At 74.5% G+C, this 17,011-nt stretch carries 17 protein-coding genes; 13 read left to right on the top strand and 4 right to left on the bottom strand.

The window, feature by feature from the left end; all coding sequences use genetic code 11:
* Nucleotides 1-13 precede the first annotated feature (13 nt).
* The 7 genes from C5N14_RS20380 to C5N14_RS20350 all read left to right on the top strand — a co-directional run bounded on the left by C5N14_RS20380 (nucleotide 14) and on the right by C5N14_RS20350 (nucleotide 6,833).
* Complete coding sequence (locus C5N14_RS20380; RefSeq protein ID WP_117669715.1) at nucleotides 14-1,318, top strand: cysteine desulfurase; 1,305 nt, start codon at nucleotides 14-16, stop codon at nucleotides 1,316-1,318.
* A complete protein-coding gene (gene sufU / locus C5N14_RS20375) occupies nucleotides 1,318-1,791 on the top strand; it encodes a Fe-S cluster assembly sulfur transfer protein SufU (protein ID WP_117669714.1) in 474 nt (157 codons plus the stop codon). Before C5N14_RS20380 ends, sufU begins: the two co-directional genes overlap by 1 nt.
* 76 nt (nucleotides 1,792-1,867) lie before the next feature.
* Nucleotides 1,868-2,308 carry a metal-sulfur cluster assembly factor gene (locus C5N14_RS20370; protein WP_117669713.1) on the top strand — a complete coding sequence of 147 codons (441 nt, stop codon included), beginning with the start codon at nucleotides 1,868-1,870 and terminating at the stop codon, nucleotides 2,306-2,308.
* A 359-nt stretch (nucleotides 2,309-2,667) separates the two neighbouring features.
* Complete coding sequence (locus C5N14_RS20365) at nucleotides 2,668-3,294, top strand: LysE family transporter (RefSeq protein WP_117669712.1); 627 nt, start codon at nucleotides 2,668-2,670, stop codon at nucleotides 3,292-3,294.
* A gap of 108 nt (nucleotides 3,295-3,402) precedes the next feature.
* Complete coding sequence (locus C5N14_RS20360; RefSeq protein ID WP_117669711.1) at nucleotides 3,403-4,062, top strand: acVLRF1 family peptidyl-tRNA hydrolase; 660 nt, start codon at nucleotides 3,403-3,405, stop codon at nucleotides 4,060-4,062.
* 58 nt (nucleotides 4,063-4,120) lie between these two features.
* A complete protein-coding gene (locus tag C5N14_RS34005) occupies nucleotides 4,121-5,446 on the top strand; it encodes a helix-turn-helix transcriptional regulator (RefSeq protein ID WP_117669710.1) in 1,326 nt (441 codons plus the stop codon).
* Between the two features lie 70 nt (nucleotides 5,447-5,516).
* Entirely contained in the window at nucleotides 5,517-6,833 is a 1,317-nt protein-coding gene (locus C5N14_RS20350) for a helix-turn-helix transcriptional regulator (protein ID WP_165878168.1), read from the top strand.
* 105 nt (nucleotides 6,834-6,938) lie between these two features.
* On the opposite strand, the gene C5N14_RS20345 is transcribed toward C5N14_RS20350, so the two are convergent.
* Both C5N14_RS20345 and C5N14_RS20340 read right to left on the bottom strand, forming a co-directional pair.
* The gene (locus C5N14_RS20345; RefSeq protein ID WP_117669708.1) at nucleotides 6,939-7,781 is read right to left on the bottom strand and encodes a carbohydrate-binding protein; all 843 of its coding nucleotides are present in this window, start codon (nucleotides 7,779-7,781) and stop codon (nucleotides 6,939-6,941) included.
* A gap of 79 nt (nucleotides 7,782-7,860) precedes the next feature.
* Nucleotides 7,861-8,820 carry a helix-turn-helix domain-containing protein gene (locus C5N14_RS20340; protein ID WP_207892803.1) on the bottom strand — a complete coding sequence of 320 codons (960 nt, stop codon included), beginning with the start codon at nucleotides 8,818-8,820 and terminating at the stop codon, nucleotides 7,861-7,863.
* A 190-nt stretch (nucleotides 8,821-9,010) separates the two neighbouring features.
* Here C5N14_RS20340 and C5N14_RS20335 point away from each other — a divergent pair, with 190 nt between their 5' ends.
* The 3 genes from C5N14_RS20335 to C5N14_RS20325 all read left to right on the top strand — a co-directional run bounded on the left by C5N14_RS20335 (nucleotide 9,011) and on the right by C5N14_RS20325 (nucleotide 12,177).
* Nucleotides 9,011-10,351, top strand: a complete 1,341-nt coding sequence (locus C5N14_RS20335; RefSeq protein WP_117669707.1) for a carbohydrate-binding protein — start codon at nucleotides 9,011-9,013, stop codon at nucleotides 10,349-10,351.
* A 183-nt stretch (nucleotides 10,352-10,534) separates the two neighbouring features.
* A complete protein-coding gene (locus C5N14_RS20330) occupies nucleotides 10,535-11,632 on the top strand; it encodes a helix-turn-helix domain-containing protein (RefSeq protein ID WP_117669706.1) in 1,098 nt (365 codons plus the stop codon).
* Nucleotides 11,629-12,177, top strand: coding sequence for a hypothetical protein (locus C5N14_RS20325; protein WP_117669705.1), 549 nt, complete (start codon nucleotides 11,629-11,631; stop codon nucleotides 12,175-12,177). The genes C5N14_RS20330 and C5N14_RS20325 overlap by 4 nt, the downstream gene beginning before the upstream one ends.
* A 33-nt stretch (nucleotides 12,178-12,210) precedes the next feature.
* Here the strand turns inward: C5N14_RS20325 and C5N14_RS20320 are convergent, their stop codons facing one another.
* Nucleotides 12,211-13,128 carry a neutral zinc metallopeptidase gene (locus C5N14_RS20320; protein WP_117669745.1) on the bottom strand — a complete coding sequence of 306 codons (918 nt, stop codon included), beginning with the start codon at nucleotides 13,126-13,128 and terminating at the stop codon, nucleotides 12,211-12,213.
* 243 nt (nucleotides 13,129-13,371) lie between these two features.
* Here C5N14_RS20320 and C5N14_RS20315 point away from each other — a divergent pair, with 243 nt between their 5' ends.
* A complete protein-coding gene (locus C5N14_RS20315; RefSeq protein WP_117669704.1) occupies nucleotides 13,372-14,976 on the top strand; it encodes an ABC-F family ATP-binding cassette domain-containing protein in 1,605 nt (534 codons plus the stop codon).
* A 108-nt stretch (nucleotides 14,977-15,084) separates the two neighbouring features.
* Here the strand turns inward: C5N14_RS20315 and C5N14_RS20310 are convergent, their stop codons facing one another.
* Nucleotides 15,085-15,678, bottom strand: coding sequence for a cadmium resistance transporter (locus C5N14_RS20310; protein ID WP_243639845.1), 594 nt, complete (start codon nucleotides 15,676-15,678; stop codon nucleotides 15,085-15,087).
* A gap of 212 nt (nucleotides 15,679-15,890) precedes the next feature.
* On the opposite strand from C5N14_RS20310, the gene C5N14_RS20305 reads away from it, so the two are divergent.
* Nucleotides 15,891-16,118 (top strand): helix-turn-helix domain-containing protein, encoded by a 228-nt coding sequence (locus tag C5N14_RS20305; protein WP_007462679.1) that lies wholly within the window; start codon nucleotides 15,891-15,893, stop codon nucleotides 16,116-16,118.
* Nucleotides 16,119-16,164: 46 nt separating this feature from the next.
* Complete coding sequence (locus C5N14_RS20300) at nucleotides 16,165-16,932, top strand: enoyl-CoA hydratase/isomerase family protein (RefSeq protein WP_117669702.1); 768 nt, start codon at nucleotides 16,165-16,167, stop codon at nucleotides 16,930-16,932.
* The last annotated feature ends 79 nt before the right edge of the window (nucleotides 16,933-17,011 follow it).

The raw sequence follows: 17,011 nt of genomic DNA, 5'->3' as shown, positions 1-17,011 counted from the left end.
GCCGGTCACGCAGATGACCACCATCACGATCCCCGAGGGGATGCCGCAGTTCGACGACGTGCCGCGCTTCGACGTGGCGGCGGTGCGCGCGGACTTCCCGATCCTCGACCGGGAGGTCAACGGGCACCCGCTGGTCTATCTCGACAGCGCGAACACCTCGCACAAGCCGCGCCAGGTGCTCGACGTGCTCACCGAGCACTACGCGAGGCACAACGCCAACGTGTCGCGCTCGGTGCACACGCTGGGCACCGAGGCGACCGAGGCGTACGAGGGCGCGCGGGCGAAGATCGCCGCGTTCGTCAACGCGCCGAGCGCGGACGAGGTGGTGTTCACCAAGAACTCCACCGAGGCGATCAACATCGTGGCGTACGCGTTCTCCAACGCCTCGCTGCGGCCCGACGCCGACGAGCGCTTCCGGCTCGGCCCCGGCGACGAGATCGTGATCTCCGAGATGGAGCACCACTCGAACATCGTCCCGTGGCAGCTGCTGGCCGAGCGTACCGGCGCGACCCTGCGCTGGTTCCCGGTCACCGACACCGGCCGGCTCGACGAGTCAGGGCTGGACGACCTGGTCACCGAGCGGACGAAGATCGTCTCGCTGGTGCACATGTCGAACATCCTCGGCACCGTCAACGCCACCGCCCGGATCGCCGATCGGGTCCGCGAGGTGGGGGCGCTGCTGCTGCTCGACTGCTCGCAGTCGGTGCCGCACCTGCCGATCGACGTGGTCGACCTCGACGCCGACTTCATCGTCTTCACCGGGCACAAGATGTGCGGCCCCACCGGCATCGGCGTGCTCTGGGGCCGGGGCGAGCTGCTCGCGGCCATGCCGCCGGTGCTCGGCGGCGGCTCGATGATCGAGACGGTCACCATGGCCCGGTCGACGTTCGCCGCCCCGCCGGCCCGGTTCGAGGCCGGCACCCCGCCGATCGCCGAGGCCGTGGCGCTCGGCGCGGCCGTGGACTACCTCGCCGGGATCGGCATGCGGGCCATCCAGTGGCACGAGAAGGAGCTGACGGCGTACGCGCTGGACGCCCTCGCCACCGTGCCCGGCCTGCGGATCTTCGGGCCGACCGTGCCGGTGGGCCGGGGCGGGACGATCTCGTTCGCGCTCGGCGACATCCACCCGCACGACGTGGGTCAGGTGCTCGACTCGCTCGGCGTCCAGGTGCGCGTCGGCCACCACTGCGCCAAGCCGGTGTGCACCCGGTTCGGCGTGCCGGCCATGACGCGGGCCTCGTTCTACCTGTACACCACCACCGAGGAGATCGACGCCCTGGTGGGTGGTCTGGAGCAGGCGCGGAAGGTGTTCGACTGATGCAGCTCGACCAGCTCTACCAGGAGATCATCCTGGACCACTACAAGCACCCGCACGGCCGTGGCCTGCGCGACGCCGACGACCCGGCCGACCAGGTCGCCGAGGCGCACCACGTCAACCCGACCTGCGGCGACGAGGTGACCGTCCGGGTCGCCACCGACGGCGAAGTGCTGCACGACATCTCGTACGACGGCATGGGCTGCTCGATCAGCCAGGCGTCGGCGAGCGTGCTGCACGAGCTGCTGCGCGGTCGGGGCGCGGGTGAGGCGTTCGCGGTGCACGAGGCGTTCGTCGAGTTGATGTCCGGTCGTGGCCAGGTCACGCCGGACGAGGACGTGCTCGGTGACGGGGTGGCGTTCGCGGGTGTCGCGCGCTACCCCGCCCGGGTCAAGTGCGCGTTGCTGCCGTGGATGGCGTTCAAGGACGCCGCGGCACGCGCCGGGGTGGGCGCGAGCCCGGAGGTGAAGGCATGAGCGAGCGTCAGCGAGCGGATCATCGGCACAGCGCCGGCACAGCTCATGCCGGTGCCGAGCGAAGCGAGGGGACGGCATGAGCAGCGAGGAAACCGCCAGCACGCCGGGCACCGGCGCCGTGGCGACCGACGGTTCGGCTCCGGCCACCGAGGACACGGCCACGTCGGCGGCCACCGGCGCGGCGGCCGGTGGCAAGGCCGCCGTCGCCGACGTCGAGGAGGCGATGAAGGACGTCGTCGACCCGGAGCTGGGCATCAACGTGGTCGACCTCGGCCTGGTGTACGGCGTCCACGTCGGCGACGACAACGTCGCCACCCTGGACATGACGCTGACGTCGGCGGCCTGCCCGCTGACCGACGTCATCGAGGACCAGGCCCGGCAGGCGCTGACCACCGGCCCCGGCGGGGGACTGGTCGACGACATCCGGATCAACTGGGTCTGGCTGCCCCCGTGGGGCCCCGACAAGATCACCGACGAGGGGCGCGACCAGCTCCGTTCCCTCGGCTTCAACGTCTGACACCGGCCCCGCGCCGGCAACCGTCGAGCGCGTCGCCCCGCACCGGGGCGACGCGCTCGACGTGTCTCCCGCCCCGCCGCCGGCCGAAGCGGCCCCGCTGCGTAGTTCGGTCCCAGGCCGGCCCGACCGCCCCTGCCCCTGCCCCGGTGCGTGGTCCGCCGGTCGCTCCTTCGCGCCGCCGCACTGTCCGTAGCGGGCGGGAGGCGGGGCCGAAAAGCGGTGGTGGGGGAGGGGGCCGCGGGGCAGGATGGGCGCGTGATCGAGACGTGCCGGATGCCCATCGCCCCTGTTGCCGCGACCGTGGCCACGGGGCGACAGCGGGTGGTTCCCCGGTCCGGCTCGGCCCGCTCCAGAACGTCGTGACCGGGGCCTTCCTGGCCGGCCTGGTGGCCGGCTACGGCGTCGCCGTGCCCGTCGGCGCGATCGCCGTGCTGATCCTGGGGCTCAGCGCGCGGACGTCGTTCCGGGTCGGCGCCGCCGCCGCGCTCGGCGTGGCGACCGCCGACGGCCTCTACGCCGCCGTCGCCGTGCTCGGCGGGGCGGCGGTCGCCGAACTGGTGACCCCGGTCGCCGGGCCACTGCGGCTGGTGGCGGCGGCCGTGCTGTTCGTCCTCGCCGGGCACACCGCGTGGCGGGCGCTGCGCCCGCGCCCCCCGTCCGCCGACGCGGGTGAACGCCGGGGCCTCGGCACCCCCGGGCGGGCCTTCGCCGGGGTGCTGACGCTGACCCTGCTCAACCCGGCGACGGTGGTCTACTTCGCGGCGCTAGTGCTCGGCCGCGGCGAGGCCGCCGGCCCGGACCGCCCGGCCGCCGCCCTCTTCGTGGCCGGGGCGTTCCTCGCCTCGGCGAGCTGGCAGCTGCTGATCGCCGGCGGTGGGACACTGGTCGGCCGGGCGCTGACCGGGCCCCGGGGCCGGCTGGTGACCGCCCTGGTCTCCAGCGCGATCATCGGTGCGCTCGCGGCCGTCGTGCTGTTCGTGCGCTGACCGGGGTTCGCACCAGGGAAGTGATCCGCTGTCGCCCGACCGGTCGCGGGCCTCGATCGGACCGAAGGCCGGTCCCGGCGCGACCCGGTCGTGCCGTACGGTCGAACGGTGACCAGCCGACCCGCAGCCGGGGGCGGCCGGTGGGTCGAGGTCGACCCGGCCCGCGTCGCCCGCTGGGTCGAGGGCTTCGCCGACCGGCACGGCCCGCCGACCACCACCCCCCAGGAGTACGGCCTGCTGCTCGCGGCCCCGGACGGGGCGACCGCGGAGCTGCACGGCCCGCCGGGCGTACCCCCGGTCGTCGACCTCGCCGGGTTCGTGACCGCCGTCGCCGCGCCGCGCCGGATCGGGCTGCTGCTCGCCCGCAAGGGCGCGGTGGCGGTCGGGATCGCCGAGGGCGGCGACCTCGTCGTGTCGAAGGTCGACACCCGGTACGTGCAGGGGCGCACCGCCGCCGGTGGCTGGTCCCAGCAGCGGTTCGCCCGCCGCCGCGACAACCAGGCGAGGGCGGCGCTGGGCGACGCGGCCGAGCTGGCCGTCCGGCTGCTGCTGCCCGCGGCGGCCACGCTCACCGCCCTGGTCGGCGGGGGCGACCGGCGGGCGGTGGACACCGTGCTGGCGGACCGGCGGCTGGCCCCGCTGGCCGCGCTGCGCGCCGACCGGCTGCTCGACGTGCCGGAGCCCCGGCACGCGGTGCTGGTCGCCGCGGTGGACGCGGCCCGCGCCGTGCGGGTCCTGGTCCGGGATCCCGGACCGGCCGCACCCTGACCGATCGACGCGCGTGCCCGGGCCGCTAGGCTGGCGACAGCGCGCGAAGGGGGTCGGGATGGAGGCGACGGACGGCGTCGCCGGTGGCGCCGGCCCGGACGGGGAGCGTCTCGGTGACCGGATCCGCCGCCTGCGCACGGCCCGGGGGCTGACCCAGCAGCAGGTCGCCGAGCCCCGGTACACCCGGGCGTTCCTCGGCGCGATCGAGTCGGGCACCCGTACCCCCAGCCCGGAGGCGCTGGCCCACGTCGCCGACCGGCTCGGGCTGCCGGTGGACGACCTGCGCCACGGGCGGCCGGCCGAGGCGGCGGCCCGGCTGGCGGGGGAGCTGGCGACCGCCCGGCGCGCCCTGTCGGCCGGCGACCTCGACGCCGCCGGCCGCGCGCTCGCCGACATCCGCCGTCGGGCCGACGACTACCACCTGCCGGAGCTGGGCGGCTGGGCGCGGTACTACGCGGCGGAGGCGGATCTGCACCGGGGCCTGGCCCCGGCCGCCGCGGCCGGCTACGCGCGGCTGGCGGCGCAGCCGCCGGCGCACTGCCCGGCGCTGCGTGCCGCGGTGCTCGCCCGGCAGTCCTACTGCCTGCTTGTCGACGGGGACGCCCCCCGAGCGGTGGCCGTCCTGGAGGACGGGCTGCGGGCGTTGCGGGCGGCGCCGCCGGTGGATCCCGACGCCGAGCTGCGGCTGACCAACGCGTTGATGTACACGTTCCTCGAGCTGAGCTGGCGGCACCGGGCCCGCCGGCTGGAGCGGGACGCGCTGCCGTTGTTGAGCCGGGCCACCCGGGGCGAGTGGGTGGCCCAGTTCTACGCCGTCGCGGGCCAGCTCCGGCGCGACGGCGAGCTGGCCGAGGCCGACCGCTACCTGCGCGAGGCGGTCCGCCGCTACGCCGAGCTGGGGCTCACCCGGGAGATCGCGTTGTGTCACTGGGCCCGGGGGTACGTCCTGCGCCGGGCCGGGCGCCCCGCCGAGGCCGCTCCGGAGCTGCGCCGGGCCCGGGAGATGCTCGGCGCGGTCGGCGCGGTGCTCGACCACACGGGGGCGACCCTGGAGCTGGCCGAGTCCCGCCGCCGCGAGGGTGCCCTGGACGAGGCGGAGGAGCTGGCCGGGGAGGCCGCCCGGACGGCGGCCGAGTGCCGGCACCGGGAGCTGATGGCGGAGGCCGACCTCGTGCTCGGCCTGGTCCGCGCGGCCCGGGGCGCCGGCGCCGACGCCCGCCGGCTGCTGTCCCGCGCGGCCGACCGGTACGAGCAGGCCGGGCTGATGGGGGAGGTCGTCGTCGCCTGCCGGCACCTCGGCGAGTCGCTGCTCACCGAGGGGGACCGCGCGGGGGCGGCCGAGGTGCTGCGCCGGGGCCTGCGCGCGGCGGAGCGACTGACGTGAGTGGTCTACGCGCGGCGGGGTGCCGCGGAGCGACCGAGCTGAGCGGCCGGCGCGCGGCGGGGCGGCGGCGGTGACGCCGCGGCGGGACGAGGTGGGCGCCCGCGTCGCGCGGCTGCGCGTCGCCCGGGGGCTCACCCAGCGCGCCCTGGCGCAGCCGCGCTACACCCCGGCCTACGTCTCCGCCGTGGAGAGCGGCCGGCGGACCCCCTCGGCCGACGCCGTTGCCCACTTCGCCGAGCGGCTCGGGGTCACCCCGGCCGACCTGACCACCGGCCGCTCCCCGGCCGAGGTGGTGCGCCTGCACCTGCGGCTGGTCGAGGCCGACTGCGCCGGGCCGGCCGATCCCGCCGGGGCCGGCGCGGGCTACCAGGAGGTGATCTCGGCCGCCGCGCCGCTGGACGCCCCGGTCCTGGTCGCCCGGGCCCGGCTCGGCCTCGCCGGCCTCGCCCTGCGGCGGGGGGACACCGGCGAGGCGGCGGCGCAGGTGGACCGGGCCGAGGAACTGTTGACGGAGGCGGCACCGCACCTCCGCGCCGAGGCGACCGCCGTCCGCGCGGTGCTGGTGGGCCGCGGCGGCGACCTGCGGTACGCGACGTACCTGCTGGCGTCGGCCCGGGACGGGCTGGTGCGGGACGGCTACCCGGACCCCGCCGCGCTGCTGACCCTGCACGCGGAGCTGGCGGTCTGCCACCTCCAGCTCGACGACGAGCCGGCGGCGGCGGAGGCGGCGGCGGGGGCCCTGGCCCTGGCGGTGCTGGCCGAGCCGGTCCGGGTGGCCGGGCTGCACCTGACGGTGGCGGCCAGCCTGCTGGCGCGCGCCCGCACGGCGGAGGCGGCCACGGCGGTGGAACAGGCCCGGCAGGCCGCCCGGCAGGCCACGCTGCACGTCGAGTTGGCGTCGTGCCACCGGGCGCGTGGGCGCGGCCGGTGGGCCGCCGGGGACGTCCCGGGCGCACTGGCCGACCTCACCACCGCGTACGACGCGCTGCGCGCCGCCGGCCAGCCGGGGCTGGCCGGGGAGGCCGCGGTCGAACTGGCCGAGGCGTACCGGGCGCTCGGGCGGCCGGCGACGGCGGACGCGCTGGTGGGGGAGGTGCTGGACCGGGAGGGGGAGGGCCCCGGCGCGGCCCGGGCGGCGCGGGTGCGCGGACTGCTCCGCGCGGACGCCGGCGACGGGCCCGGGGCCGAGCGGTACCTGCGGGCGGCGGTCGAGGGGTTCCGCGCCGCCGGCCGGCGGCGCGAGCTGGCCGGCACCGTGCTGGCGCTGGCCGACCACCTCGCCCGCGCCGGCCGGCCCGCCGAGGCGCTGGACCTGATGCGCGAGGGGCTGCGCGAGGTGGAACGGCTCGGTGAGCGCCCACCCTCGGCGGTGCGCCCGGCCACCTGACGCCCATCCACCGTCTGCTCCCGGGTGTGGCGGGCCGCCCGCCGCGCTGACCCTGTGATCAGGGCCCATGCCGCCCGCCGTGCCCCGCCCCGGCGGGCGGGCCGCTCAGTCGCGGGCCCAGAGCGCGGGCGTGTTCGGCGGCTCCCAGCCCACCTGGGCGGTGTGCGGCTGGAGGCAGCGGTAGCCGGCCCCGCCGTACGTCACCCGGTTGCCGGCCTGGTACGCGGTACCCACCGCCCAGGTGCCCGTCGGCGGCGGGGTGCCGGTGGGGCTGGTGGTGGGTCCGGGGGTCTGCGGCACGTTGAGCACGAAGTCGAAGCTGGCCTCCCGGCCGCCGTCCACCGTCCGCACGGTCATCAGCAGGGCCGGGTCGAACAGCGAGTCGGTGTTGTTGCGGGGCTCGCCGGGGAAGTAGAGCTGGGTGGTGAGCACCGGCCGGCCCGGGGCCTGGACCTTGACGTGGATGTGCCGGGTCCGTCCGGGGTAGAGGCCCGGCACGATCGTGGTCAACCGGTACCCGCCGGACGCGTCGGTGAACTGGTGCCCGCGCATCCGGTAGCCGGTGTTGTCGTAGCCGCCGTTCGTGTCGGCCTGCCAGAAGTCCAGCAACACGTTCGGGATCGCCTGGCAACCCAGGCCGAAGACGTAGCCGCTGAGGGTCAGCCGGGTGCCGACGGTGCCGGCCTCGATCAGCGAGGTGCGGCGCGGCGAGTTGGGCTTGAAGTAGGGGCCCTCGATCTGCGGCGGCGTCGGGTCGTCGCCGTCGTCGCACATCGGGGTGGGCGTCAGCGCCGGTCCGGCGGGGCCGCCGGCCGTCGCCAGCGCCCGCGCCGCGCCGCCGATCAGCAGGGGCGCGGGCAGGGTGAGGGCCACGGCCCTCAGCACGGTCTTGCGGGTGACACCGCTGGTGTCGCGGGGCTCGTCCGCGCCGGTGGATGCGCCGGTCATGGCAGCTCCTTGTCGCTCGGAGGGGGAATCCGGGGCCGACCCGGCCGGGCCGGCCCCGCTGCCCCGACCCTAGGGATGACTATCCGTCAGCGTCGATGTGTTCGGCGCCCGGGTCGTGGTGTTTTCCGCCGTGCCGGCGGAAGCCGCCGGGGGTGTCGCCGACCTCGCGGCGGAAGAACCGGCAGAAGTAGGCGGCGTCGGCGAAGCCCAGCCGGTCGGCGATCCGGGCCACGGTGAGGTCGGTCTGCACCAGCAGCCGCTTGGCCTCCAGCACCCGGGCCTGGCGGATGAGCTGGGCCGGGGTGGCGCCGGTGGCCCGGGGGACCGCCTCGTTGAGGTGCCGCACCGAGACGCCGAGGCGGCGCGCGTAGGCGCGGGGCGGCTCGCCGAGCAGGGCCGGCTCGGCGAGCAGCGCGTCGAAGCGGCGGGCCACCGCCACGGCCCGGCCGGTGGGGGCGTGGGTGTCCCCGGCCGGGTGGCCCGCCGGCCCGGCCGGCGTCGACCGGCCCACCTCGGCGATGAGGATGTGCAGGTACGCCCGCAGCACGCTGCGGCAGCCCGGCTCGGCCCGGCGTCGTTCCCCGGTCATCCGGTCCAGCAGCGACCGGATCCGGGCCGCGTGCGCGGCGTCGCGTGGGTGCCACGAGCGCTGGCCCGAGCGGTGCAGCGCGTCCCGGTCGGCCGGGTCGGTCAGCAGGAACTCGGGGGTGCACAGCACGACGTGCCCCCGCAGGTCGTCCGCGTCGCGCCAGTGGTGCACCTGGCCGGGGGTGACGAGGAAGAGCTGGGGCGGCCGGACGGCGTACGCGACGAGGTCGACGACGTGGGTGGCGCGCCCGTGGGTCACGTACGCCAGCTCGTAGAAGGTGTGCCGGTGCGGGAAGTCGGCGCGCGACAGCGGCCCGATCTCGGCGAAGGAGCCGACGGCGAGCGGCAGCTCGTCGGGCGCGGGGACGTCCAGCGCGTGCCGGGGCAGCTCCGGTGGCGGGCCGGGGGTTGCCCGGCGGCGGGCCGGGCCGGGTCGGGGCGAGGTGGACAACGGCCACTCCAGGCGGTCGTGGCAGTCGGATGCGGCTGACCGGCGGGCTTATTGACGCATGGGTATGCCTCACTTACCGTACTGGCAACAGAGTTAACAACAAATGTTAGCTCGCCGGTAGCGCGGTGGGCGGGCGACCGCGCCCGTCGCCGCAGCCCGGTCCCTCCCCCTGTCCGCGAGGAGATCCCCCATGCGCCGACGACCAGCCACCCTGGCCGCCACCCTCCTGGGTGCCGCCGCCACGGTGCTCACCTTCACCCTGGCCGCGCAGGCCGCCCCCGGTGCCGGTTCGGCCCCCGGCGGCCCGGCCGCCGCCGTCGCCCCCGACGGCATCGCGCCCGAGATGTTCGCCGCGCTCCAGCGGGACCTGCGGCTGACCCCGGCCCAGGCCCGTGCCCGACTCGACGCCGACGCCCGGGCCGGCCGCGCCCAGCAGGTGCTGAGCGCGACCCTCGGCAGCCGTTACGGCGGAACCTGGGTGGCGGGCGACGGCGCTGTCGCCGCCGGCGTGACCACCGCCGCCGACGCGGCGACCGCGCGTGCTCTCGGCGTCGTCCCGGTCCGGGTGCGGCACGGCGAGCAGGCCCTGACGGCGGTCGTGGACCGGCTGAACCAGCGGGCGGAGGCCGCGCCCGAGGCGGTGGTCGGCTGGTACGCCGACCTGCCCACGAACAGCGTCGTGGTGCTGGCCCGCCCCGGGGGCGGCGCCGCCGCCGAGGCGTTCGCCGCCGGGGCGCCGGCCGGCACCGTCCGGGTCCAGGCCAGCACGGAGAACCCCCGGCCGTACGCCGACGTGATCGGCGGCAACGCGTACTACATCGGCAGCAGCCGCTGCTCGGTCGGCTTCTCCGTGCAGGGCGGGTTCGTCACGGCCGGGCACTGTGGCCGGACGGGCGCCCGGACCTCCCAGCCGGGCGGCACGTTCCGGGGCTCCACCTTCCCCGGCCGCGACTACGCCTGGGTGCAGGTGGACGCCGGCAACACCCCGCGCGGCCTGGTCAACCAGTACAACGGCGGCACGGTCGCCGTGGCCGGCAGCACGGAGGCCGCCGTCGGCGCGGCGGTCTGCCGGTCCGGCTCCACCACCGGCTGGCGCTGCGGCACCATCCAGCAGAAGAACGCCTCCGTCACCTACCCGGAGGGCACCGTCTCGGGCCTGACCCGCAGCAACGCCTGCGCCGAGCCGGGCGACTCGGGCGGCTCCTGGCTGGCCGGCGCCCAGGCCCAGGGGGTCACCTCCGGCGGCTCGGGCAACTGCACCAGCGGCGGCACCATGTACTTCCAGCCGGTCAACCCGATCCTGGCCGCCTACGGGCTGAGCCTGATCACCTCCGGCGGCGGCCCGGACCCGACGCCCACCCCCACCGGCACCGGCAATCCGCCTGGTGACACGACCTGGCAGGCGGGCACCCCGTACGCCGCCGGGGCGACGGTGACCTACGGCGGCCAGTCGTACCGGTGCCTTCAGGCGCACACCGCCCAGGCGGGTTGGGAACCGCCCACCGTCCCCGCCCTCTGGCAGCGGGTCTGAACCCGCCCGCTTCCCGAGGACCAGACGGGCCCGGCCGCCGAGGCGACCGGGCCCGTCTGCCTGCCGGCTGCGGTCTGGGGCGGCTCAACGGCCAGCGCCGAAGGTGCCGCAGGACGCCTGGATGTGGAAGCCGTGAACTCGTGCGTTGACCCATTCCGCACGTCAGTGTGCGATTATCGCACTATGGCTGATGGCGTGGACTGGCCGATCGTCGGGGAGCAGGTGCGACAGGCCCGCCTGTCTGCGGGCCTCTCGCAACAGGACCTCGCCGCGAGGACGGGCCTCGACCGCACCATGCTGGCCAAGATCGAGGCCGGTACCCGCCGCTTGGACGGTTTGGAGTTGGCCCGGGTTTCCCGGGCGCTCAACGTGTCGATGGAGTATCTGATTCAGCCTAGGCCGGCGGTGCTCTCGCGGCGGGCGGCACCACTGACCGAGGAAACGGACACCGAGGCAGCCCGTTCGTCCGAGCGCTTGGAGATCGTCCTGGTCGAGTGGCTGCGCAACGTGCAGCAGTTGCTCGACCTCGGGATTCTGCGTACCCGCCCGCCGCTTCGATATCCGCACGCCGTGACGTGCGAAGCGGATGCCCGCGAGGCGGCACGATGGTTGCGGCAGCAGTTCGGTCTCGGCGACGAACCGATCGGCAGCATCATGGATGTCTGCGAACGTGCGGGTCAGTGGATCCTGGTCACCGACCTACCGGGTGACGGCGCTTCCCTCGTCGAGGGAGGCATCGCCGCTGCTGTGGTCAGCACCAAGGGTGATCCCGGCCGCCGCCGGGCCACCGCGGCCCATGAGCTGGGCCATTTGATCATCGGCGATGAGTACTCGACCGACCTTGGTGTGAGCGCCTCCCGGGCGGGCCGGGAGGCCGTGATCGACGCCTTCGCTGCGGAGCTGCTGCTGCCTGTGCAGGCGATAGCCGCCACGGGCGCGAACGGGTCGGCGAGCCGGGATCTGCTCGTGGGCTACGCGGCTCGATTCCGTACCTCCTGGGTGCTGGCATTGCGGCAGGCCGAGCTGGCCGGGTACATCGACGCAGCGACCCGCAAGGCGTGGAGTCAGGCCCGACCGACGCACGTGGAGTTCATGGAGGCGCTCGGTTGGGTGCCGCAGCCGGACCTCGCGTCGGTGCGGGTGCCGCCGGCCTACGCACATGCGGTGATGGAGGCACTGCGGACCTCCCGGATCACCCGGGTCAGAGCCGTCGAGTTGATGCACGGCCAGATCGTTGAGGCGGACCTACCGGGGGACGACGACCTGGAGATCGCGCCGTGAGCCTGCTGGCGCAGACCACCTCCGTTCTGGTGCTCGACACGATGGTTCTCAACCACTTCGCCCTCGCTGATCGGCTCGACGTTCTGCGGGACCTTCTGCTCGACGCCGATTGCTGGACGACGCAGGTGGTCATGGAGGAACTGCGGACGGGCTCGCCGGTTCATCCTCAGATCACCGCTGCCTGCGACACGGGTTGGTTGAGTATCGCCCAACTGGACACGCTCGACGAGATCCGGTGTTTCACCAAGTGGGCCATGCGGCTCGGTTCGGGCGAACGCGACCTCGGCGAAGCGTCCGTTCTGGCGGCGGCAGAGTTGCGCGGCGGTGTCGCCATCACGGACGACCGGAACGCGACCCAGGTGGCTCGTAGTTATGAGGCACGGGTGCATGGCGCGATCTGGCTACTCGCTGGAGCCTGTCGGGAGGGCAAACAGACCGAGACGGCTGCCGGAAACCTCATCGAGGCGCTGAGAGGCGCCGGTGCTCGTCTGCCCTGTACCGGAGCAGAATTCCCGGCTTTCGCCCGGAGGCACGGCCTCCTGTAGCCGCTACCCGGGCGGCCGGGTTCGGCGTGGAGGTCAGGCGCCACCGCCGAAGGTGTCGCAGGACTTCGGGTCCCCGGTGTCGTACCCCTTGGTGAACCACTGCCTGCGCTGCTGCGACGTGCCGTGGGTGAACTCGTCCGGGTTCACCGGCCGGCCGGAGCGCTGCTGGATGGCGTCGTCGCCGATCTTCTCCGCGGTGTCGACGGCCTGCTGGATGTCCTGTTCGGTGATGCTGGTGAAGATCTTCTGGCCCTGCTCGTCGGCGGTGCCGGTGGCGTTCTTGGCCCAGGCGCCGGCGTAGCAGTCGGCCTGCAACTCCAACTTCACCGAGAGCGCGTTCGCGTTGCCCGGGTCGCGCTGCTGTTCGCGACGCATCTGGGCCTCGGTGCCGAGCAGGTCCTGCACGTGGTGGCCGTACTCGTGGGCCAGCACGTACGGCTGGGCGAACTCGCCCTTCGCGCCGAGTTGGCCGGCGAGCTGCTGGTAGAAGGTCAGGTCGATGTAGACCAGGTCGTCGGCGGGGCAGTAGAACGGCCCGACGCCGGAGTCCGCCTGGCCGCAGCCGGTGTTGACGCCCCGGCTGAAGAAGACGGTCTTCGAGGGCTGGTACTGCTCGCCGAAGACCTCGGGCAGCGCGCTGCGCCAGTACGCCTGGATCGAGTTGACGTACAGGGTGTTGCGGCAGTCGAGCTGCTTCAGCGCGTCGTCGGCCGAACACTTCTGCTCCAGCGAGGTGTTGTCGCCCTGGCTGGCGTCGTCGCCCCCGGTCATCGCGTTGAGTCCGACGCCGCCGCCGACCAGGGCGATCAGCACCGCGACGATGATGCCGACGAGGCCGCCGCGCCCACCGCCGATCGGGATGGGGATGCCACCCAGGCCGCCGCCTCCCCCGGACCCCCGCCGATCGTCCACCTGACTGGTGTCGACCTGCGCGTTCTCGTTCAGCTCCATGTTGACCCCGATCACGATTCATCACGTTTGGCGGTTGCGGTACCGGACCGGTCCGGACGCCGTTTTCGGTACCCGATGATCTTGCCTGGTAATCCGGGCGGCGCGCTCCGGGGCGCCCGGTACAATTGCGGCGTGCTGCTCTGCGAAGGCTGAACCGCCCCGCGCCGACGGGAACCACCGACCCGCCGGCGCTTTCGCGTGCCCTGAGTCAGCCCTTCCAGACCCCGAGAGCGAGCCTTCGACATGATCACTGCCACCGGCCTGGAGTTGCGCGCCGGCGCCCGGATCCTGCTGTCCGACACCACCCTGCGGGTGCAGCCGGGCGACCGCATCGGCCTGGTCGGCCGCAACGGCGCCGGCAAGACCACCACCCTGAAGGTGCTGGCGGGGGAGGGGCAGCCGTACGCCGGTCAGCTCGACCGGCGCAGCGCCATCGGCTACCTGCCGCAGGACCCGCGCACCGGCGACCTGGAGGTCACCGGCCGCGACCGGGTGCTCTCGGCCCGGGGCCTGGACGTGCTGATGGCCCAGATGCAGGAGATCGAGGCCCGGCTGGCCGACGGCGCCGACGACAAGCTGGTCCGCCGCTACGGCGCGTTGGAGGACCAGTTCGCCTCCCTCGGCGGGTACGCGGCCGAGGCCGAAGCCGCCCGGATCTGCGCCAACCTCGGCCTGCCGGACCGGGCCCTCGCCCAGACCATCGGCACCCTCTCCGGCGGTCAGCGCCGCCGCATCGAGCTGGCCCGGATCCTGTTCCGCGACGCCGGCGAGAACGGCGGCGGCATCCTGCTGCTCGACGAGCCGACCAACCACCTCGACGCCGACTCGATCACCTGGCTGCGCGGGTTCCTCGCCAACCACAAGGGCGGGCTGATCGTGATCTCCCACGACGGCGCGCTGCTGGAGTCGGTGGTCAACAAGGTCTGGTTCCTCGACGCCACCCGCTCGGTGGTCGACGTCTACAACCTGGGCTGGAAGGCGTACCTGGAGGCGCGGGAGACCGACGAGCGGCGCCGCCGCCGGGAGCGGGCCAACGCCGAGAAGAAGGCCGGCGCGCTGATGGCCCAGGCCGACAAGATGCGGGCCAAGGCCACCAAGACCGTCGCCGCGCAGAACATGGCCCGCCGGGCCGAGAAGCTGATCTCCGGACTGGAGGAGGTCCGGGTCTCCGACAAGGTGGCCAAGGTTCGCTTCCCGAGCCCCGCCCCGTGCGGCAAGACGCCGCTCACCGCGTCCGGCCTGTCCAAGTCGTACGGCTCGCTGGAGATCTTCACCGACGTCAACGTGGCGGTGGACCGGGGCTCCCGGGTGGCCATCCTCGGCCTCAACGGCGCCGGCAAGACCACCCTGCTGCGGATGCTCGGCGGCCTGCTCAAGCCGGACACCGGCGAGGTGCACGCCGGGCACGGGCTGCGGCTGGGCTACTACGCCCAGGAGCACGAGACCCTGGACGTGGACCGGACGGTGCTGGAGAACATGCGCGCCGCCGCCATCGAGCAGACCGACACCGAGCTGCGGAAGATCCTCGGCGCGTTCCTGTTCTCCGGCGAGGACGTGAACAAGCCGGCCGGGGTCCTCTCCGGCGGGGAGAAGACCCGGCTGGCCCTGTCCACCCTGGTCTGCTCCGGCGCGAACGTGCTGCTGCTCGACGAGCCGACGAACAACCTCGACCCGGTCAGCCGGGAGCAGGTGCTCGACGCCATCGCGAACTACCCGGGCGCGATCGTGCTGGTCACCCACGACCCGGGCGCGGTGCTGGCGCTCAAGCCGGACCGGGCGATCCTGCTCCCCGACGGCGACGAGGACGCCTGGAGCGACGACCTGCTCGAACTGGTCGAGCTGGCCTGAGTCCGCCCGCGCCGGGTCGACCACGGGGCCGTGTCGGGCGGAATGCGACTTCATGCACCTTTCGCGAAGCGGCACGGATTCCGTGTCCACCGGGGCGGGGCGGCGGGTTCAGGTGGCCAGGTGGGTCAGTACGCCGGAGCTGACCAGGATCACCACGCCGATCGCGACGAAGACGGCCGGGACCAGCCAGTGACCGGCCCGGTCGACCAGCCGGACCACCGCCGGGTGGCCGCCGAGGCCGGCGGCGACCGCGCACCACAGCCCGACCAGCACCGCGAACACCACCAGCCAGACCAGTCCGTCGACCGGGTCGAGGGCGCGGAACACCGGCACGTACACGGCGATGTTGTCGGCGCCGTTGGCGATCGTCACCCCCACCACCCCGAGCAGCCCGCCGACCACGACCGGCGGCTCGGCGTCGTCGCGCCGGGCCAGCAGGGCGCGCACGCCGAGCGCGATCGGCAGCAGGCCGAGCAGGCCGGTCCACGGGTCGGGCACCACGAGCAGCCCGGCGGCGGCCACCACGGCGGCGACGACCAGCGCGCCGATGCCCAGGTACTGGCCACCGACGATGTGCCACGGCCGGGGGCTCCCGGTGCTCCGGGCGGCCACGAAGAGCAGGGTCAGCACGATGACGTCGTCGACGTTGGTGGCGGCGAACACCAGCGCCGCGCCGGCTGCGGTCGCGATCAGGTCGGTCACGCCAGGCAGGGTACGGCCGCCGCGCCCGGCCCGGCCGGGGCCCGGCGCCGTGGTGGCGCCGTCAGCCGGCCGTCGTCGTCACCCTATCGGGTAACCGACACTGCATAGCGTGTCGGTTGGCGAATAGTTGATATCTGGCGCATGATCGTTCGAGGCGGTCTAATAGGTGGGACCGTATCCGAACCGCACAGTCTGGGACGTGAGGAATCAGCATGGCAGCCACTGGCACAGCCACCAGCACTGAGAAGGGTCGCCGGATCGTCGGAGCCGAGCGTCAGACGCTCGCCAAGGACCTGGTAAAGCGGTACACCTCGGGGGAGAGCATCCGTGCGCTCGCGGCCTCCACCGGGCGTTCCTACGGGTTCATTCACCGGGTGCTGACCGAGTCCGGCGTGCAGTTGCGTCAGCGCGGTGGCGCCCGGCGTCGCAAGAAGGCGTGACCCGCCCACCGACGTCGTCCACCAGCGCCGTCCCCCGGACGGCCCGGTGACCCCCGGCGCGGCCGGGGTACGACTCGACTGCGACGGGCCGGTCGCGACGGTCACGTTGTGCCGGCCCGACGTGCTCAACGCCCAGACCCCGGCGATGTGGCGCGCGATGAGCGACTACTCGCGGGACCTGCCCGGCGACGTGCGTGTCGTCGTCGTGCGCGGCGAGGGTCGGGCGTTCTCCGCCGGCCTCGACCTGTCGGTGGCCGGCTCCTCCGGCCCGGGCTCCTTCGCCGAGCTGGCCACCCTGCCCGAGCAGGAGTGCGCCGACCGGATCGCGGAGTTCCAGGGCGGCTTCACCTGGCTACACCGGCCGGACGTGATCTCGGTGGCGGCCGTGCAGGGGCACGCCATCGGCGCCGGCCTCCAGCTCGCGCTCGCCTGCGACCTGCGGGTGCTGGCGGCCGACGCCAAGCTCTCCATGGCCGAGGTGACCCTGGGGCTCGTCCCCGACCTGGCCGGCACCAGACGGCTGGTCGAGCTGGTCGGCTACGCCCGTGCCCTGGAGATCTGCGCCACCGGCCGGCGGATGGACGCCGCGGAGGCCGACCGGCTCGGGCTGGCCACCCTGGTGGTGCCGAACGCCGAGCTGGACGCCGCCGTGCGCGACCTCACCGCCGGTCTGCTCGCCAACGACCGGAACGCCGTGACGGAGATCAAGGCCCTGCTCGCCGGCGCCGCCGGCCGGTCCCACGCCGAGCAGCAGCGGGCCGAGCGCGAGGCACAGACCCGTCGCCTACGCGACCTCGCCGGCCGGGGCGAATAGCCTCGCCAAACCGGGGCGGAACGGCCTCGCCAACCGGGGCGCAACGGTAAGGACTGTCCGGGAAGAAACCGGGTTACGG

The sequence above is a fragment of the Micromonospora sp. MW-13 genome (genome assembly GCF_003434305.1).
Classification (GTDB): domain Bacteria; phylum Actinomycetota; class Actinomycetes; order Mycobacteriales; family Micromonosporaceae; genus Micromonospora.
Note: the sequence above shows the minus strand (reverse complement) of the source record. Positions and strands in the feature narration are given on the sequence as shown.